This is a genomic window from Lichenicoccus sp. (genome assembly GCF_965276875.1).
Taxonomy (GTDB): domain Bacteria; phylum Pseudomonadota; class Alphaproteobacteria; order Acetobacterales; family Acetobacteraceae; genus Lichenicoccus.
Window position 1 is genome coordinate 3,518,962 of sequence record NZ_OZ255701.1, and the last position, 17,704, is coordinate 3,536,665.

Annotated in this window: 15 protein-coding genes; 11 read left to right on the plus strand and 4 right to left on the minus strand. The window is 67.5% G+C overall.

Features of this window, described 5'->3' with window-relative positions:
• Positions 1-244 precede the first annotated feature (244 nt).
• The 4 genes from folP to ACQY4K_RS17050 are packed head-to-tail and all read left to right on the plus strand — an operon-like array spanning position 245 to position 4,147.
• Positions 245-1,057 carry a dihydropteroate synthase gene (gene folP, locus ACQY4K_RS17035; protein ID WP_428391389.1) on the plus strand — a complete coding sequence of 271 codons (813 nt, stop codon included), beginning with the start codon at positions 245-247 and terminating at the stop codon, positions 1,055-1,057.
• Positions 1,054-2,412 (plus strand): phosphoglucosamine mutase, encoded by a 1,359-nt coding sequence (gene glmM / locus ACQY4K_RS17040; protein WP_428391390.1) that lies wholly within the window; start codon positions 1,054-1,056, stop codon positions 2,410-2,412. Before folP ends, glmM begins: the two co-directional genes overlap by 4 nt.
• 2 nt (positions 2,413-2,414) lie before the next feature.
• Positions 2,415-3,224 (plus strand): bifunctional hydroxymethylpyrimidine kinase/phosphomethylpyrimidine kinase, encoded by an 810-nt coding sequence (gene thiD, locus ACQY4K_RS17045; RefSeq protein WP_428391391.1) that lies wholly within the window; start codon positions 2,415-2,417, stop codon positions 3,222-3,224.
• The gene (locus tag ACQY4K_RS17050; RefSeq protein ID WP_428391392.1) at positions 3,221-4,147 is read left to right on the plus strand and encodes a retropepsin-like aspartic protease; all 927 of its coding nucleotides are present in this window, start codon (positions 3,221-3,223) and stop codon (positions 4,145-4,147) included. The genes thiD and ACQY4K_RS17050 overlap by 4 nt, the downstream gene beginning before the upstream one ends.
• Positions 4,148-4,152: 5 nt before the next feature.
• Here the strand turns inward: ACQY4K_RS17050 and ACQY4K_RS17055 are convergent, their stop codons facing one another.
• The 3 genes from ACQY4K_RS17055 to ACQY4K_RS17065 form a co-directional block, all read right to left on the minus strand.
• Positions 4,153-6,078 carry a CocE/NonD family hydrolase gene (locus ACQY4K_RS17055; protein WP_428391393.1) on the minus strand — a complete coding sequence of 642 codons (1,926 nt, stop codon included), beginning with the start codon at positions 6,076-6,078 and terminating at the stop codon, positions 4,153-4,155.
• A gap of 134 nt (positions 6,079-6,212) precedes the next feature.
• A complete protein-coding gene (locus tag ACQY4K_RS17060; protein WP_428391394.1) occupies positions 6,213-6,614 on the minus strand; it encodes a response regulator in 402 nt (133 codons plus the stop codon).
• A gap of 3 nt (positions 6,615-6,617) precedes the next feature.
• A complete protein-coding gene (locus tag ACQY4K_RS17065) occupies positions 6,618-10,166 on the minus strand; it encodes a chemotaxis protein CheB (RefSeq protein WP_428391395.1) in 3,549 nt (1,182 codons plus the stop codon).
• 407 nt (positions 10,167-10,573) lie between these two features.
• Between ACQY4K_RS17065 and ykgO the strand changes: the two genes are divergently transcribed.
• The 7 genes from ykgO (at position 10,574) to ACQY4K_RS17100 (ending at position 17,193) form a co-directional block, all read left to right on the plus strand.
• Positions 10,574-10,699, plus strand: a complete 126-nt coding sequence (gene ykgO / locus ACQY4K_RS17070; RefSeq protein WP_428391396.1) for a type B 50S ribosomal protein L36 — start codon at positions 10,574-10,576, stop codon at positions 10,697-10,699.
• Positions 10,700-10,703: 4 nt separating this feature from the next.
• Positions 10,704-11,276 (plus strand): hypothetical protein, encoded by a 573-nt coding sequence (locus ACQY4K_RS17075; RefSeq protein WP_428391397.1) that lies wholly within the window; start codon positions 10,704-10,706, stop codon positions 11,274-11,276.
• A 7-nt stretch (positions 11,277-11,283) separates the two neighbouring features.
• Entirely contained in the window at positions 11,284-12,528 is a 1,245-nt protein-coding gene (locus ACQY4K_RS17080; protein ID WP_428391398.1) for a 3-phosphoshikimate 1-carboxyvinyltransferase, read from the plus strand.
• A gap of 108 nt (positions 12,529-12,636) precedes the next feature.
• Entirely contained in the window at positions 12,637-13,119 is a 483-nt protein-coding gene (locus ACQY4K_RS17085; RefSeq protein WP_428391399.1) for a (2Fe-2S)-binding protein, read from the plus strand.
• Between the two features lies 1 nt (position 13,120).
• The gene (locus ACQY4K_RS17090; protein ID WP_428391400.1) at positions 13,121-14,107 is read left to right on the plus strand and encodes an FAD binding domain-containing protein; all 987 of its coding nucleotides are present in this window, start codon (positions 13,121-13,123) and stop codon (positions 14,105-14,107) included.
• Between the two features lie 4 nt (positions 14,108-14,111).
• Complete coding sequence (locus ACQY4K_RS17095; RefSeq protein WP_428391401.1) at positions 14,112-16,340, plus strand: xanthine dehydrogenase family protein molybdopterin-binding subunit; 2,229 nt, start codon at positions 14,112-14,114, stop codon at positions 16,338-16,340.
• Between the two features lie 10 nt (positions 16,341-16,350).
• On the plus strand, positions 16,351-17,193 hold the full coding sequence (locus tag ACQY4K_RS17100) for an SDR family NAD(P)-dependent oxidoreductase (protein ID WP_428391402.1): 843 nt from the start codon (positions 16,351-16,353) through the stop codon (positions 17,191-17,193).
• Here ACQY4K_RS17100 and ACQY4K_RS17105 read toward each other — a convergent pair.
• Positions 17,190-17,552: a hypothetical protein gene (locus tag ACQY4K_RS17105; protein ID WP_428391403.1), complete on the minus strand. Its 363-nt coding sequence runs from the start codon at positions 17,550-17,552 to the stop codon at positions 17,190-17,192. The genes ACQY4K_RS17100 and ACQY4K_RS17105 overlap by 4 nt on opposite strands.
• Positions 17,553-17,704: the final 152 nt, after the last annotated feature.

Genomic DNA, 17,704 nt, shown 5'->3' on the forward strand with positions numbered 1-17,704 from the left:
TCTGATTGAGCCGGTCGGCCTCCTGCATGGGGCGCAGGCAGGGGAGGCAGTCGCGGCGGGCGTTGCTCTGCCTTTTCAGGGGGGCGGCTCTGCATTTGCGGTCTGTCGCTTAATCGGCGACACAGCCAGCGGGATCGTTCTGGTCGAGGCGGTACCCGAGGCTTGGCGGGATCAGCTTGCGACCATCTGCGCGCATCCAGGCGATGCCGGGCTTCTTGGGGGTCTTCCTGGGGGGCCGCTGGTCATGGGTATCCTGAACGCGACCCCGGACAGCTTCAGCGATGGCGGGGCGTATCCGGGTGCCGACGATGCGGTGGCCAAGGGTCTGGCCATGATCGCGGCCGGGGCCGACATCGTCGATATCGGCGGCGAGAGCACCCGTCCCGGTGCATCCTGCGTGGACCCGGCCCGCGAGCAGGACCGGATCATGCCCGTGCTCGCGGGACTGCGCGGCCGTGGCGCGCTGATCTCGGTCGATACCCGCCACGCGTCCACCATGCGCGCGGCCCTCGCTGCCGGCGCCGATCTCATCAACGATGTTTCCGCGCTGTCGCATGATCCTGCTGCCGCCGGACTGCTCGCCTCCGCGAAATGCCCGGTCGTGCTGATGCACATGCGCGGCACACCCGAGACGATGACCGGTCTGGCCGATTACCGGGATGTCGCGCGCGAGGTCGTGGCGGAGCTCGCCGCCAGCGTTGATCGTGCGGTTGCCGCCGGGATCGCGCGTGCCCGTATTGTCATCGACCCAGGCATCGGTTTCGCCAAGCGTCCGGAGCACAGCCTCGAACTGCTGCGCCGGCTGCCGATCCTGGCCAATCTCGGCTGCCGGGTGCTGCTTGGCGCCTCGCGCAAAGGCTTCATCGGCCTTGCCGCCGGCGTGCCGCTGCCGGCCGCCCGCGATCCCGGCAGTCTGACGGCAAGCCTCGCCGGTCTGGCCTTTCCGGGCTGCATCCTGCGCGTGCATGACGTGCCCGGCACGGTTCAGGCGCTCAGGGTCTGGCAGGCCATCCACGGCGGTGGCACTGTAACATCCAGGGACGGAGATGCCGGATGAGTGGCTTGCGGAGATTGTTCGGCACCGACGGGATTCGTGGCACCGCCAATACCGCGCCGATGACGGTGGAGATCGCGCAGCGGCTGGGGCAGGCGGCGGGGTTGCGCTTCAAGCGCGGCAGCCATCGGCACCGGGTCGTTCTGGGCAAGGATACCAGGCTCTCCGGCTACATGATCGAGTGCGCGCTGGTCTCCGGTTTCCTGTCGGCCGGTGTCGACGTCATGCAGGTCGGACCGTTGCCGACACCGGCAATCGCGATGCTGACCCGCAGCCTGCGCGCCGATCTCGGCGTGATGATCTCGGCCTCGCATAATTCCTTTGAGGATAACGGCATCAAGCTGTTCGGGCCGGACGGCTTCAAGCTGTCGGACGAGGCGGAGTTGGAGATCGAGGCGCTGATGGAGGCTGGTTTTGTGGACCGGCTCGCCGCCCCGGACGCCATCGGGCGGGCCTCGCGCCTGACCGATGCCGCCGGGCGCTATGTGGAGAGTGCCAAGGCCTCGTTCCCGCGCGGCCGCAGGCTGGACGGCTTGCGGATCGTCATCGATTGCGGTCATGGGGCTGCCTACCGGGTGGCGCCGACAGCGCTGTGGGAGCTCGGCGCCGAGGTGATCCGAATCGGTTGCGCGCCGGACGGTCTGAACATCAACCGCGATTGCGGCTCGACCAGCCCCGAGGCGATGCGAGCCTGCGTGCTGGAGAACCGGGCCGATCTCGGCATCGCGCTCGACGGCGACGCCGACCGCGTGGCGATCGCCGATGAGCGCGGCCGGATCGTCGATGGCGACCAGATCCTCGGCCTGATCGCCCGTTCCTGGAAACAAAGCGGCCGGCTTGCGGGCAGCGGCGTGGTGGCGACCGTGATGTCCAACATGGGTCTCGAGCGGCTGCTCGCCGGGCACGGCCTGCGCCTCGAGCGCACCGCCGTCGGCGACCGCTACGTGGTCGAGCGGATGCGCGAGCTGGAGATGAATCTCGGCGGCGAGCAGTCGGGCCATATGGTGCTCTCGGACTTCGCCACCACCGGTGACGGCCTGCTGGCGGCGTTGCAGGTGCTCTCCGTGCTGGTCGAGCGGCAACGCCCGGCAAGCGAGGTCTGCCAGGTGTTCGAGCCGTTCCCGCAAAAGCTGCGCAGCCTGCGTTTCAGCGGCACCTCGCCGTTGCATGATCCCGGCGTGATCGCGATGCGTCGTTGGGCGGAAAGCCTGCTTGGCGACAGCGGCCGGCTGCTGCTGCGCGAGAGTGGCACCGAGCCGTTGGTGCGGGTCATGGCGGAGGCGGAAGACGCGGCCCTGGTCGAGCAGGTCGTCGACGGCATGTGCGACGCGATCCGACGCACCGAACTGGCTGCCTGACGATGGTCACGGGTCGGGTTCTGGTAATCGCCGGCAGCGATAGCGGCGGCGGCGCCGGCATCCAGGCCGATATCAAGACCATCACTGCACTCGGCGGTTTTGCCACCACCGCGATGACCGCGCTGACCGCGCAGAACACCGTGGGGGTGCATGGTGTGTTGCCGGTGCCGGCCGCTTTCCTGGGCCTGCAGATCGACTGCGTGCTGGACGATATCGGCACCGATGCCTTCAAGACCGGCATGCTGGACCAGGCCGAACTCATCGATCTGGTAGCAGCGCGGATCGCCAACCGACCGAGCGTGCCATTCGTGCTTGATCCGGTAATGGTGGCGAAAGGCGGGGCGCGCTTGTTGCAGCCGCGGGCGAGTGCGACGCTCAGACGCAGCCTGGTGCCGCTCTCCACCATCCTCACGCCAAACCTGCCGGAGGCGGAAATCCTCGCCGGGCGCACCATCGCGAGCCTGGACGACATGCGTTCGGTGGCCGTGCAATTATTGACCCTGGGCGCGCCCGCGGTGCTGCTCAAGGGCGGCCATCTGCCGGGCGAGGACGTGGTCGACCTGCTCGCGACCGAGGACGGTCTCGAGTCGTTCCACGCGCCGCGGATCGACAGCCGCCATACGCATGGCACCGGCTGCACCCTGGCCAGCGCCATCGCCACCGGGCTCGCACAGGGGCTCGGCCTGCGCGATTCGATCCTGCGCGCCCGTGCCTATCTGCGGCTGGCGATGCTATCTGCCCCCGGCTACGGCGCCGGGCACGGGCCGCTCGATCACACCGTCACGATCGACGCGGGCCGGCTCGCCCTGTGACAGCTCGGCTCGGCGCGGCGGCCCTGCTTGCGGGTCTGCTTGCAGGTTGCGCCACTACCAGCAACAGCCCGCAATCCTGCAAAATCGGCCGCCTGGTCGATCTGCCGCTGCTGCAGGGAGGCAAGCTGCCCGCGGTCGAGGCCAGCCTCGATGGCCAAAAGGTCGCGGTCTATATCGATACCGGCGCTTTCGTTTCAATAATCGACAGAAAGGCGGCGCAACATTTCAACCTCCGCAGCGGCCCCGAGCAAGGAATGGTCCGCCTCGGCGGTGCCGGCGGCACAGTGAACGCGCCGCTGGTCACGATACATCGTCTGGTCCTGGGCGGCGGCGCGGCGCGCAATCTCGAGCTTCCGGTCGCGGGCGCCCTGGGACCGCCGGTCGATGGCGTTCCGTTGCTTGGTCTGTTCGGCGGCGATTTCCTCTCGAACTACGATGTCGACATCGATCTGCCACGGCATCGTTTCGCGATGTATGTGATGCAAGGGTGTGGCAACGATCCGCGGCCTCTTGGGGATGCCGCGTTCGAGATGCCGTTCCGCCTGCACGAGACCAAGGTGATGCTCGACCTGAGTCTGAACGGCAAGCCGTTCTCCGGCTTCCTCGACTCCGGCGCGTCGCATACTCTTGTCTCGCCATCGCAGGCTGAAGCGGCGGGGGTTACCTCCGCGGATCTCGCCGCGGATCGCGCCGGCCGGGCTGCGGGTTTAGACGGCAACCGGATCGCGGCCCATCTGCACCGATTCGCCAGCCTGACGATCGGTGACGAGACGATGCGCAATGTCAGGCTCCTGGTGGCAGACACTGCGTTGAACGATATCGTGCTCGGCGACGATTTCCTGCACTACAACGAGGTCTGGATCTCCTATCCGCAGCGCCGTCTCTATATACGGCCGGCGCCGAGCGTTACCCGGGTGCCATAAAGGCCCTATTTCGAGATCGGCAGTGTGATCGTGCTGCTGTCCTGGATGTGGATTTCGGCGCTGCGATAATCCGAGGGCTGCGCGAAGAAGATGTTGGCGACGTAGTTCTGCGGGTTACGGTCGTAGAGCGGAAACCAGCTCGACTGGATCTGCACCATGATCCGGTGTCCGGGCAGAAAGACGTGGTTGACCGGCGGCAGTACCAGCCGCCAGGGGAGCACCTTGCCTGGTATGAGCGGCTTCGGGTCGGAGAAGCTCTCTCGGTAGCGGCCGCGCAGGATGTCGCCGCTGACCATCAGCTCGTAGCCGCCGAGGTTCGGGTCGCGGCCGTCCATGGCGGGATATTGGTCGATCAGCTTGACCACGAGGTCGCCGTCGGTGCCGGTGGTCGAGAGGTCGATATGCGCCACCGGCTGGCCGCTGATCCGCAAGGGTGCGGTGAGCGGGGCCGTGACATAGGTGAGCACATCTGGGCGGCCGGAGACGGCGCGCTGGTCCGAGGCCAGCCAGGTCTGCCAGAGCCGCTCGCCGGCAGCGCCCGACAGATGGATCGGACGCGGCAGAAATGGCACCGGGTTCGCCGGATCGGAGACGTAGGTGCGATAGCCGGGTGCGGCGGCCGGGGGTGCCGAGAAGCCCAGTGCTGCAAGCGGGCCGAGATGCAGGGTCGCACTCTGCGTCGGTCCCGGCCAGGTGGCGCGCCGCTCCCAGCGGTTCATCCCGGTGACGAAGTCGCTCACCGGGGCGACCGGGATCGCGTGGGTGTCGCCGGCCAGGGTGCGCTCGAGAAACGGCTCCAGGATCTTGTCGCGGAAGGCGGCGGCGGTGTCGGAGCCGAACCTGATCGGCCCGATGGCGCTGCCGTCGAGGCGTTCCTGATGATGGAACCAGGGGCCGATTACCAGATGCAGCATGCCGGCTTTGTCGTAGGGCTTCAGTGCCTTGTAGACGGCGATGTTGCCGTAGATGTCCTCCTGGTCCCACAGGCTGTGCACCAGCAAGGTCGGCACGCTGATCGGATGGCCTGCCTGAGCTTGGGCGGCGAGCAGCTTGTCGATCGCCTGGTCCTGCCAGAACGAGTCATACGCCGGGTGGGCCACCAGCTTGGTGAAGAAGCCGAGCTGGTCCTCGCCGTGCTCGCGGCCGAGAGTGCCGGCGTCTCCCGCCTGCATCAGCTCTGTGTAATCGTCATAGGCGCTTGACCACCAGTGCAGGGTGCTGCCCCGGGTTGCCTCCTGGTCGTAGATGTAGGGCAGCGAGCCGGTGCGGAAGGCGCCGCGATGGAACCAGTCGTCGCCCATCCAGCCATCGACCATGGCATTGATCGGCACCACCGCCTTGAGCGCCGGGTGCGGGTGGAACAGTGCCATCAGCGCGGTAAAGCCGTCGTAGGAGATGCCAAGGATGCCGACGCGGCCATTGCTCTGCGAGACGTTGTGGACCAGCCAGTCGATGGTGTCCCAGGCATCGGTGGATTCGTCGACCTTGGTCGGATTGAGCGGCCCGACCAGCGGGCGGGTCATGACATAGGCGCCCTCGGAGCCGTGCTTGCCGCGTATGTCCTGCAGGACCCGGATGAAGCCGTGATGGACCACCAGGTCGTCGACCTCGTCGCTGTCGCCGAGCAGCCCCGCCAGCGTCGCACTCGGATGCATCCGCAGCCGCGCCTCGGCGCCATAGGGCGTGCGGGTCAGCAGTATCGGCGCGTCATGTGCGCCCTTGGGGATCAGGATGATGGTGCGCAGCCGCACGCCGTCGCGCATCGGGATCATCACGCTGCGCTCGGAATAGTCGAAGCCTGTATCCTGGGTGGTGAACTGGGCGGGGATCTCGCTTGGCAAGGCGGGCGGCTGAGCCGGGGCCGGGGGAGGCGCCGGAGCCGGTGCCGCGGCGCACAGCAGGAGTGCAATGAGAACGAGCGCCTTGTTCATGCAATGAGTGCCCCCGGCGTGTGACGATGTGGTTATGAAACCCGCAAAGTCTCGTCGACGCAAAGGCTGTCACCACCTTGATCGTCAGCCGGGCTGGTGGTGCTCGCGGAATGATTCGAACGATCTCGATGGCGCTACACCGTGCCGGCGGCGTGCTTCGAGTGGTCGCCGAACACCTCGACCATCCGCCGCCCCAGCTCATCCTCGTGAAACGGCTTCTGCAGTCTTGGCGCGGTCTTGATGATGTCCGGATCGCCGTCACCAGCGGCGTAGCCGGTGACCATCAGAAACGGCACGGACCGTTGCACAAGTTCCTCGGCCACGGCGAGTGGAATCGTGCCGTGGATGTTCATGTCCAGCAGCACACCGTCCGGCGGGCGCGCGCGCAGCGACTCTACCGCCCGCTCGATGCTGGGCGCGACCTCGACGATGCAGCCGTACTCTTCCAGGATATCTTCCAGCATCATGACGATGATCACCTCGTCCTCGACGACGAGGATTCGAAGGTTGGCCAGGGCGGCGATGCGTGGGGTCATGCATTATGCAACGCCGCGCGAGGGCTCGGTTTTGCCTGGTGACGGGAAAATCAACTCGCAGCGCAGCCCTTCCTCCAGATAGTCCAGATGCGCGGCCCCGCCGAGCTCGTGCGCGGTGCTCCGCTCGATCAGCCTCGTGCCGAAGCCCTGTCGCGACGGCGGCCTCACCTTCGGGCCGCCGGACTCGCTCCATTTCACATGTAGCCGCTCGGCCGGACCCTCCCCGTGGCGGTGCCACCTGACGGTCAACTTTCCGCCCGGCACCGAGAGGGCGCCGTACTTGACGGCGTTGGTCGCCAGTTCGTGCAGGACCATCATCAGGGCGACTCCGACCTGAGGCCGCACCCCGAGCCGTGCGCCCTCGGTCTCGATCCGGGAGGTGTCATGGGTTTGATACGGTGCCAGGATGCTGGTGACGATGTCGCCGATCTCGGCACCCACCCATTCCTTTTGGACGAGCAGGTTGTGGGCCTGTGCCAGGGCGTGCAACCGGCCTTCAAACGCGGCGGCGAAATCGTCCAGCGATCCGCTCCGGCGCAAGGTCTGGCTCATGATTGCCTGCACCGTCGCCAGCACGTTCTTGACGCGATGGTTCAGCTCGCCGACCAGCATCTCCTGGTGTGCCGCGGCCCGCTTACGTTCGGTGATATCCTCCATGGCGAGCAGGATCAGCGGCTCGCGGTGACCGTTTCGCTGCAACCGGCGGGCATTGAGCATCATCGTTCGCTGACCGACCCCGCGGGCGCCAAAGGCGATCTCAACATCGTCGATGTGCTGGTCCTGGGGGAGGACCTCCTCGAGCAACCGGCGCAGCACTGCTGCATCCAGTTTGCGGTCGCCGATCTCGTAGATCAGCTTGCCGCTGATCTGCTCTGGCGGCAGCGCGAACATTGCCTCCACGGCACGGTTGGCCGAGCGCACGCGCAATTCGGAGTCGAGCACGATCAAAGGCTGGCGCGACGTCGTTACGATCGCCTCGGCGTAGAGCCGCGCTTCGTTGATCGCGTCGCTCGCCAGCCTGCGCTCGTGGATGTCGACGAAGGCAATGACCAGTCCGGCGATCCGGTTGTCGCGTGTCCGGTAGGGCAGCACCCGGCGGAGATACCAGCGTCCGTCATCGCTCTGAATTTCGGCCTCAAGCATGGCCAGCCTGTCCAGCACGCTCTGGGCGTCGCTCAGCAGAGTTTCATCGAAGAATTTCGGTGCGAAATGACCGATTGGGCGGCCGATATCGCCAGATTGCAGCTCCAACAGGCGCTTTGTAGCCGGCGAAAACCATTTGATCCGGAAATCCAGATCCAGGAAAACGGTTGCGATCTCGGTTCCTGAGAGCAGATTGGCCAGATCATTGCTGACTTGCTCCAATTCACCGATCTTGTGCTGCAACTGGTTGTTGATTGAGTGCAGCTCCTCGTTGAAGGATTGCAGCTCCTCCTTCGAGGTCTCCAGCTCCTCGTTGGTCGATTGCAATTCCTCGTTCATCGAGGTGGCTTCCTCGTTGGCCGCCTTCAGCTCCTCGTTGACGCTCTCCAATTGCTCGACCATGCCTTGCAGCTCGTTGCGTGTTGACCGCAACTCCGTCTCAAGCGCCGAGACACCCTGGCTGTCCGGGCCGTCCGCGGCCGCCGGCTCCGGTCGTGTCACGGTCGTCTCGGGCTCGAAGGTCACCAGCACCAGCCCGGAGACCTGCTGCGTGGCTGCAAGCGGGGCGACGGTGACCCGCACCGGGTGCGGGGCGCCCGCACGGCGAATTTCGACGCTGAAGCGCACCTCCTCGTCGGCACCCAGCACCGCATGCAGCGCGCCGCGCAGCCGCGCCAGCAATCCGTCGCGGGCCATGGCCAACAGATCGCGGGTCGGCTCGCCGTCTGGCTGTTTGAGGTAATCGGCGGTATCTCCGTGGAAATACAGCACACGTCCTTTCGCGTCGATCAGCACCGAGGCGGGTGCATAACGGTCGAGCAAAGCGCGTCGGGCGGCCTCGGTGGCGCGATTGGACGGCTCGGAGGCACCTTGAGGGTCCGGCCGGCCGCGCGGCGGGGGATGACCGCCGAGCAGCGGGAAGCTGACGATGTCGTGGCGGGTCGGCCCGACCCTGCGATAGATCCGCCATTTCTTCGAGACGGTTTCGAACAGATCGTCCGCCCGTCCAATCGTCTCGGCGCTGCCAAGGAACAACCGGCCGCCTTCGCGCAGCGCGAAATGGAACAACGCGACGGCCCGGTGCTGCGCCTCCGGCTGGATATAGATCAGCATGTTGCGGCAGGTGATCAGGTCCATGCGCGAGAAGGGCGGCTCGCGCAGCAGATCCTGTTTGGCAAAGACCACGAGTTCGCGCAACGAACTGCGGACCTGGTAGGAGCCGTCGAGCTTCTCGAAGAAGCGGCGGATGCGGCCGGTGGCCAGGGTCTCGACGCTGGAGCCCGGATAGACGCCTGAGCGGGCGGAATTGAGATTGGCCTCGAGTACGTCGGAGGCGAAAATCCTGATGTCGAACTGCTTGTTCGCGGCCTCTGCCTGCTCGATGAGCAGCATGGCGACCGAATAGGCCTCCTCGCCCGTGGCGCAGGCCGGAACCCAGACGCGGATGGGGCTGCCGCTCTCGCGGTCGGCGACGAGCGGCGCGATCACCGCCTCCTCCAGCGCCGCCCAGGCGCCTGTATCGCGAAGGAAGCTGGTGACGCTGATCAGCAGGTCGCGCGTCAGGGCCTGGATTTCCGCGGGCTCGGCGCGAAGCCGGTCGAGATAGTCCGGCAGCAAATTATGACCCTTTAGGCTCATGCGACGGTGGATCCGGCGCATCAGGGTCGCGGGTTTGTAGCTCCTGAACTCCTGGCCGGAATGCGCGCGCAGAATGGCGAGCACCGGCTCCAGCTCCGCCTGTCCCTCCGTCGGCGCGCCGGCCATGCTGTCGGGTGCCGCGACATAGCTGTGCCGGAAATAGGCGAGCAGTGCCGCGGGCATGTCGGCCGGTGCCAGGACGTGATCCGCGAGGCCGGCGCCGATGGCGCTGCGCGGCATTCCGTCAAACCGGAGGTTTGCAGGGTCCTGCACCAGGATCAGGCCGCCGGCGGCCTTTACTTCCTTCAGCCCCTGCGTGCCGTTGGTGCCGGTGCCGGAGAGGATGATCGCGCACGCACGCGCCTGGCGCTGCTCGGCAATCGACCGGAACAGCACGTCGACCGGGTGCCGGTGGCCACGTGGCAGATCCGGCTCGGTCAGGCGAAGCGTGTCGCCGTCCACGCTCAGGTCGCTGTTCGGCGCAATCACATGCACCCGGTTGGCCGCGACCTTCAGACCGTCCGCAATTTCGCGCACCTCCATGGCCGTATGCTGGGCCAGGATGGAGGCGAGGTGGCTGTTCTGCGTCGGATCGAGGTGCAGCACGACCAGGAACGCGAGACCGCTCTCGGGCGGCATGGCGTCAAAGAAGTCGCTCAGCGCCTGAATGCCGCCGGCCGACGCGCCAAGTGCCACGAGGGGCACTCCCCCCGAGCCATGCAAGGAGGGGGCATCCTGGAGCGTCGCGGCGTCGCCGGAAGGACCGGACACCGGATCTCTTGCGCGATCCTGTTCAGTGGACATGGAGTACTGCGGACATGGAGTGCTGCCCTTACGACGGAGCGGCCGATGCAGGCGCTCGCTGCCAAGCGTATGGAATGTTCGACGAGATCAGTTATTGCAAGGCCTAACCTGCCCGCCGCCGGACACGAAGGCCAGGGCGCTGCCCTGGACCCGTTGGGGCCGCAGGCCCCAAACCCCAATTCTTGTGAAAAGGCTGGTTGCTGGCAGTGTACTCTGCATGAATCGGGGTCTGGGGCCTCCGGCCCCAGTGGGGTCCAGGGGCGAAGCCCCTGGTCTATTCTCGGATGCGATAGCCCCCGGCGCGGCCGTAAAGTCTTGACCGCGGGCGGTGCCGCAGCTATGTCGCGCGTCTTTCGCTGACGCAGGGTGGTGTGATGAAGATCAGGAATAGCCTGAGGTCGGCAAAGGTGCGCGACAAGGACTGCAAGATCGTTCGGCGCCATGGCAAGGTCTATGTGATCAACAAGAAGAACCCACGCATGAAGGCCCGCCAGGGCTGATATCGTGGCCGGGGGCTTCGGCAGGGGGCGTCGTTCCATTCGGGGCGGCGCCTTTTTGCTGGCGCCCAGCCTCGTGATGCTGCTGGCGGCGGCAGCCGATCCGGGGCGCGCGGCGCTCGTGGCCGAGCTTGCCGCGGCACGTGGCCCGAGCCAGGCGGCGCAGCTTGAGGGCGAACTCGAGAGCCTGCGCCAGCACGCGGTGCAGCCGACGGTGCGGCTCTTGCTGCGTCGGGCGCAGCGCGAGTCCTCGGGCGGCGATCACCGCGACGCCGTGTCGGATTTGGGAGACGCGCTGCTGCTGCAGCCTGACAGCGCGCTGCTCTGGCGCGAGCGCGCGGCAGTGCGGGCCGAGGCGGGCGATCTTGACGGTGCCATCGGCGATCTCGGTGGCGCCCTGGCGCGCGATCCTAACGACGTGCTGACCTGGACGGCGCTGTCCCAGGTCGAGGGCGCGCGCGGCAGCTGGAAGGCGGCGTTGAAGGCCTGGAGCCATGTGCTGACGCTGGATCCGATGCTGCCGGGCGGTGCCGCGCAGGGCGACCGGCTGCGCCGCCATGCCTTTGGCCAGCCGGCGTGACCCTCCCGTGGCGCTGAGGGTTATTCCACCGCGTCGCCCGCTGCGCGGCCGCGTCACTCCGCCGGGCTCGAAATCGATCACCAACCGGATGCTGCTGCTGGCGGCCCTTGCAACTGGCGAGAGCCGGCTGACGGGCGCGCTGAAGAGCGATGATACCGCGCGCATGGCGACGGCGCTGCGTGCGATGGGGGTCGGCATCGACGAGCCGGACCCGACAGGCTTCGTGGTGCGGGGACACGGCCGGCTTGCGGTGCCGGACGCTCCGCTTGAGCTGGGCAATGCCGGGACCGCGATGCGCTTCCTTGCCGCCGCGTGCGCGCTGGTGCCTGGTCGTGTCGTGCTCGACGGCGACGCGCACATGCGCACGCGTCCGATTGCGCCGCTGCTCGCGGCCCTTGGACAGCTTGGTGTGCGCGCGCATGCGGCCACTGGCTGTCCGCCCGTCCGGATAGAAGGCGATGGCCGCCTCGCGGGTGGCCGGGTGGTGGTGGATGGCGGGCTGTCGAGCCAGTATGTGTCGGCGTTGCTGATGCTGGCCGCCTGCGGTGAGGCGCCGATCGAGGTGGCGCTCGCCGGGGGAGGGATCGGCGCGCGCGGCTACATTGACCTCACCTTGGCGGCGATGCGCCGGTTCGGGGCGGCGCCGCATGCCGTCGACGAGGCGTGCTGGCTGGTGCCGCCGACCGGCTATCGCGGGACGCAGGCGCTCGTTGAGCCGGACGCGTCAGCCGCGACCTATTTCTGGGCGGCGTCCGCACTCACCGGCGGCGCCATCGATCTTGGTGTCGAGGCGTTCACCCAGCCTGACGCGATGGCAGCTTCGCTGATCGCGCGTTTTCCCGACATGCCGCCTATCATCGACGGCGCGCAGATGCAGGACGCGGTGCCGACACTGGCGGTGCTGGCGGCGTTCAACCGCACGCCGGTGCGCTTCACCGGGATTGCCAATTTGCGGGTCAAGGAATGCGACCGGGTGCGCGCGCTGGCCACTCAATTGTCGCGCATCCGGACCGGTCTCGGGTGTGAGCTGGGGGACGACCTGCTCGTCGACGGGAGTCCCTCGCTGGCCAGCCAATGCCTGCCGACACGCATCGAGACGTATCGCGACCACCGGATTGCGATGAGCTTTGCCCTTGCGGGGCTGGTCGTGGACGGCATCACCATCCTCGATCCGGGCTGCGTGGCCAAGACCTTCCCGGGCTACTGGGACGCGCTGCGCGGGCTCGGCGTCGATTTCATGGAGACGGCATAATCCCGGCTGCACCCACCGCGAGTTGATGCGGCCGTCCGCCGGGGGAGTCTTTCTTTTTCGCACGAGGCGCTTAACGTCCGCGTGATGATCACAGCCCGGAGCGATCGCATGGCTTCCCCAACGGTTTCCGTGGCGCTGCGCGTCAACGGCCACGCCCACACGCTGGACCTCGATCCGCGCACCACGCTGCTCGACGCCTTGCGCGAACATCTCGGCCTGACCGGCACCAAGGTCGGCTGCAACCACGGCACCTGCGGCGCCTGCACGGTGCATGTCGACGGCCGGCGTCAGTTGGCCTGCCTGGTGCTGGCGGCCGCCGCCTCGGGCCGCATTATCACCACGATCGAGGGCCTGGCCGGCGCCGACGGCACGCCGCACCCGATGCAGGCGGCGTTCGTCGCGCACGACGCGCTGCAATGCGGCTACTGCACGCCAGGCCAGATCATGTCGGCGGTGGCCTGCATCGAGGAGGGCCATGCCGGCGACGACGCGACGATCCGCGAATACATGTCCGGCAATCTGTGTCGCTGCGGCGCCTATCCGGGAATCGTGGCGGCGATACGTGATGTCGCCAGCGCGGGAGCCGACTGAGATGCAGCCTTTCACCTATCACCGTGCCGGCTCCTTCGATGAGGCCATGCGCGAGGCCGCACGACCGGGGGCGGCCCTGCTCGCCGGCGGCACCACGATGGTCGACCTGATGCGCGGCGACCTCGCGGCACCGTCGAGCCTGGTGGATATCGGCCACCTGCCGGGGCTCTCCGAGATCACGACGACCGGCTCCGCGCTGCGTTTCGGGGCGCTGGCGCGCATGGCCGACGCCGCCGAGGACCCGGTGGTGCTGCGCGACTATCCGGCACTGGCCGAGAGCCTGCAGCTCGCCGCCTCGCAGCAGTTGCGCAATGCCGCGACGCTGGGAGGCAACCTGCTGCAGCGCACACGCTGTGTGTATTTCCGCAATGGCGTGTCGGCCTGCAACAAGCGCGAGCCGGGTAGCGGCTGTTCGGCGCTGGACGGCGAGGATCGTGAGATGGCGCTGTTCGGCGGCTCCGAGCGCTGCATCGCGACCTACCCGGGCGATTGGGGGATCGCGCTGGCGGCCTTCGATACCGCCGTCGAGGTGCGTGGTGCCACCGGCACGCGCAGCATTCCGTTCGCCGACTTCCACCGCCCCTACGGCGAGGATCCGGCAGTCGAGACGGTGCTCGCCCCCGGCGAGATCATCACCGCGATTACCGTGCAGGCGACGCCCGCCGGACGACGCTCCACCTATCTCAAGGTGCGCGACCGGGAGAGCTACGCCTATGCTGTGGTCTCGGCGGCGGTCGCCCTTGAGATGGACGGCGATATTGTGCGCGCTGCCCGCATCGCACTTGGCGGGGTGGCGACAAAACCCTGGCGCGCCCCCGAGGCGGAGGCGGCGCTGGTCGGACGCACGCTGAGCGAGGCGGTGGCGCTGCAGGCCGGCGAGGCCGCCTTCGCGCACGCGCAGCCGCGCCGTCAGAATGCATTCAAGGTCGAGTTGGGGCGGCGTGTCGTGGCGCGCGCCGCCATGGTCGCCGCAGCGAGAGGGAACTAAGCCCATGTTGGATGGAATCGGCAGTCCGGTGGTCCGGCGCGACGCCGCCGCAAAGACCTCGGGAGCGGCGCTCTATGCGGCGGACTTCCCGCATGCCGGCACGGCCTACGCGGCCCTGGTGACCAGTCCGGTCGCGCGCGGCCGCATCACCCGCATCGACACCGACGCCGCGGAGGCGGTAACGGGCGTGCAGCTGGTGCTCACGCATCGCAGCCTGAACGAGAGCCTGGGTGAGGAGACCTTCATCATGAAGGGCGGCCACATGCAGTCGTCCTTCCTGCCGCTCACGTCCGACGAGGTGCACTACGCCGGCCAGATCACCGGCCTGGTCATCGCCGATACCCAGGAAGCCGCCGAGGAGGGCGCGCGGGCGCTGTCGATCGACTACGCCTCGGAGCCCGCCTCCGCCGCGATCGACGATCCGGGTCTCAGCGAGCAGCCGATGGATCCCAAGGCGATCGATATCGGCGACGCCGAAGCCGCCTTCGCCGCCGCCGCGGTGACGGTCGATGCCACCTATCTGACACCGGCGCAGCATCACAACCCGATCGAGCTGTACTCGACCTCCGCCGTCTGGCGCGACGGCAAGCTGCTGGTCAACGTGCCCAGCCAGTGGGTCGTCGGTACCCAGGCGGGGCTGGCCAAGATCTTCGAGATGCCGATGGCCGACGTGCATGTCGAGAGCCCGTATATCGGCGGCGGCTTCGGCGGCAAGGCCACCATCCTGCCGCATACCGTGCTGATTGCGATGGCCGCGCGCCGGCTTGGCCGCGCCGTGAAGCTGCTGGTCTCGCGCGAGGCGATGTTTACCGTGGGCTCGTTCCGGGCCGCGACGCGCAGCCGCGTGCGTCTCGCCGCCGACGCGGACGGCACGCTCACCGCGGTCATGCACGACCAGGTCTCGCAGAGTGCCGTGATCGACGCGATCGCCTTTCCGGCCACCGAAATCACCGCGCGCATGTATGCCTCGCCCAACATACGCATGCGCGAATCGATGATCGCCACCGACGTCAACACGCCGGGCTTCCAGCGTGCGCCGGCGGAGGCTCCGGGCTTCTTCGGTTTTGAATCGGCGGTGGACGAACTTGCCGTTGCGCTGAAGATGGACCCAATGGAGCTTCGCATCCGCAACGAGCCGACCCAGGACCCGGTCAAGGGCCTGCCCTGGAGCAGCCGCTCGCTGGTGCAATGCTACAGGCGGGGTGCCGAGCTGTTCGGCTGGGACCGGCGCGTGCCCGCCGCTGGCGCGATGCGCGAGCCGGACGGCACCCTGGTCGGCTGGGGTTGTGCCACGGCCACCTATCCGGTCGCGGTGTCCCCCGCTTCCGCCCGTATCCGGCTCTCCGCGGATGGCATCTGCGAGATTTCAGCCGCGGCGCATGATCTGGGCACCGGGGCCTATACCGTGCTGGGGCAGATCGCGGCCGACGTGCTCGGCGTCGCTAATGAGCAGGTGCGGGTGCATCTGGGCGATAGCAGCCTGCCCTCCGGACCCTTCGCCGGCGGCTCGATCACCACCGGCTCGGTCGGCTCGGCGGTGCATATGGCAGCAATCGCGGTGCGTGACCGGTTGCTGGCAGCGGCTGGGGACGGTGACGCGACCGGGTTCACCCTCGTGGACGGCCGGGTTATGGCGCCGGACGGCAGCGCGCGGACGATCACCGATGTGCTCGCCAACCACGCCGCCGGGGTGATCGAGGAGACCGCCGAATGGAAGCCAACCGGCATGGACGACGCCATGCTGCGCTATGGCCTCGCCGGCGGTGTCGCCATGTCCGGCCCGATTACGCCGACGCACGCCTCGTTCTCGTTCGGCGCGCAGTTCGCCGAGGTGCGCATCGATCCGCTGCTGCGCACCATCAAGGTCTCGCGCATGGTCGGCGTGTTCGCCTGCGGCAAGATCATCAATCCGCGCACCGCGCGCAGCAACCTCGCCGGCGGGATGGTCTGGGGGGCCGGCTTCGCGTTGCTCGAGGAGACGCGGGTCGATCGGCCGCGCGCGCGTTTCGCCAATACCGACCTCGCCGGCTACCATGTCGCGGTCAACGCCGATATCGGCGAGGTGGTGGTCGAGACCATCGACGAGCATGATCCGCACGTGAACGCGATCGGCGCCAAGGCGGTGGGCGAGATCGGCATCGTGGGCATGCCGGCGGCGATCGCCAATGCGGTGTTCCACGCGACCGGGGTCAGGGTCCGCAAGACGCCGATCCTGGTGGAGGATCTGCTCTAAAGGGAGAACCATGCGTGAGCTTGCCGGCAAAACGGCGTTTGTAACGGGCGGGGCGAGCGGGATCGGGCTCGCCCTCGGCCGGGCGTTCGCACAGGCAGGCATGAAGGTCATGCTCGCCGACATTGAGACGGACGCGCTGGCAGTCGCGGTGGAGAGCCTGCGCGCGCCGGGACGGGATGTGCGCGGGGTCGTGTGTGATGTTGCCGACCACGCAAGCGTCGATCGTGCGGCGGAGGCGTCTTACGAGGCGTTCGGGACCGTCCATCTGGTCTGCAACAACGCGGGTGTCGCGGGTGGCGGAGGCATCGACGACATCTCGATCGAGACGTGGCGTTGGGTCATCGATGTCAACGTGATGGGGGTTCTGCACGGAATCCGGACCTTCCTGCCGCACCTGCGCGCGCATAATCAGGGCGGCCACATCGTCAACACCGCCTCGATGGCGGGACTGAACAGCGGGCTCGGGTTCAGCCCCTACGCCGCCAGCAAGTTCGCGGTCGTCACCATGTCCGAAGGCCTGGCGACGCAACTCGCGCCCCACGGCATCGGCGTCACCGTGCTGTGTCCGGGTTTCGTGCGGACCCGCATCCCCGAGAGCGGACGCAATCGGCCAGAGCGCTACGGCCCGTCGACAGTGCCCGACCCCGAAAGCCCCGCCGGCAAGCTTGCCGCCGTGTTGGCCGAACGTGGGCGGTCAGGCCTTGATCCCGATGACGTGGCCGCCCGCGCACTGGCCGCCATCCGTGAGGATCAGCTCTATGTGTTTACCCATTCCGGTGCTGAGTGGCGGGCCGAGTTGGAAGACCGCTTCGCCGCAATCCTGACGGCAATGGACGAAGCGGCCGCGCATTAGGTCCCGTTCGAGATCACCTTGATCTTGCCCGCGGTCGTGGTCTCGACTGCGAGGATCTGCGCGTCGAGCTTCTGCACCAGGGCATTGACGTCGGTGACGTTTGCGCTGGCGTCGGCCAGCATCGCCTCGGCGACAGGGATCAGCGGGTCGATGATGGCTTCGATCGCCACGACCGGGATCGCCAGCGCCGGATCGGCGGCAACGGCGACATTGGCGATGCCCTTGGCAATGCCGTAGGCCTGTATGGCGGCCTGGAGATCGGCCTTGGCCTGCGCCAGGTCGCTCTGCAAGGTGGCCTGCGAAATCGCGCAGCCCGAGAGGCTCACGGCCGCGAGTGCGACCAGTAAGAGACGCTTCATTCACAGGGTCCTTCGTCCGATGCTCCAGCAGGGCGATTTTAGTTTGTCCCAATCTGGTTCCGTAACGAATTGCGCGTGCCTTGTCTGGTGTGCGGGGTTGGGCGACGATCGCAAGTCATCAGGAGGCGGACATTCGCAAGCAGCTCCACGTC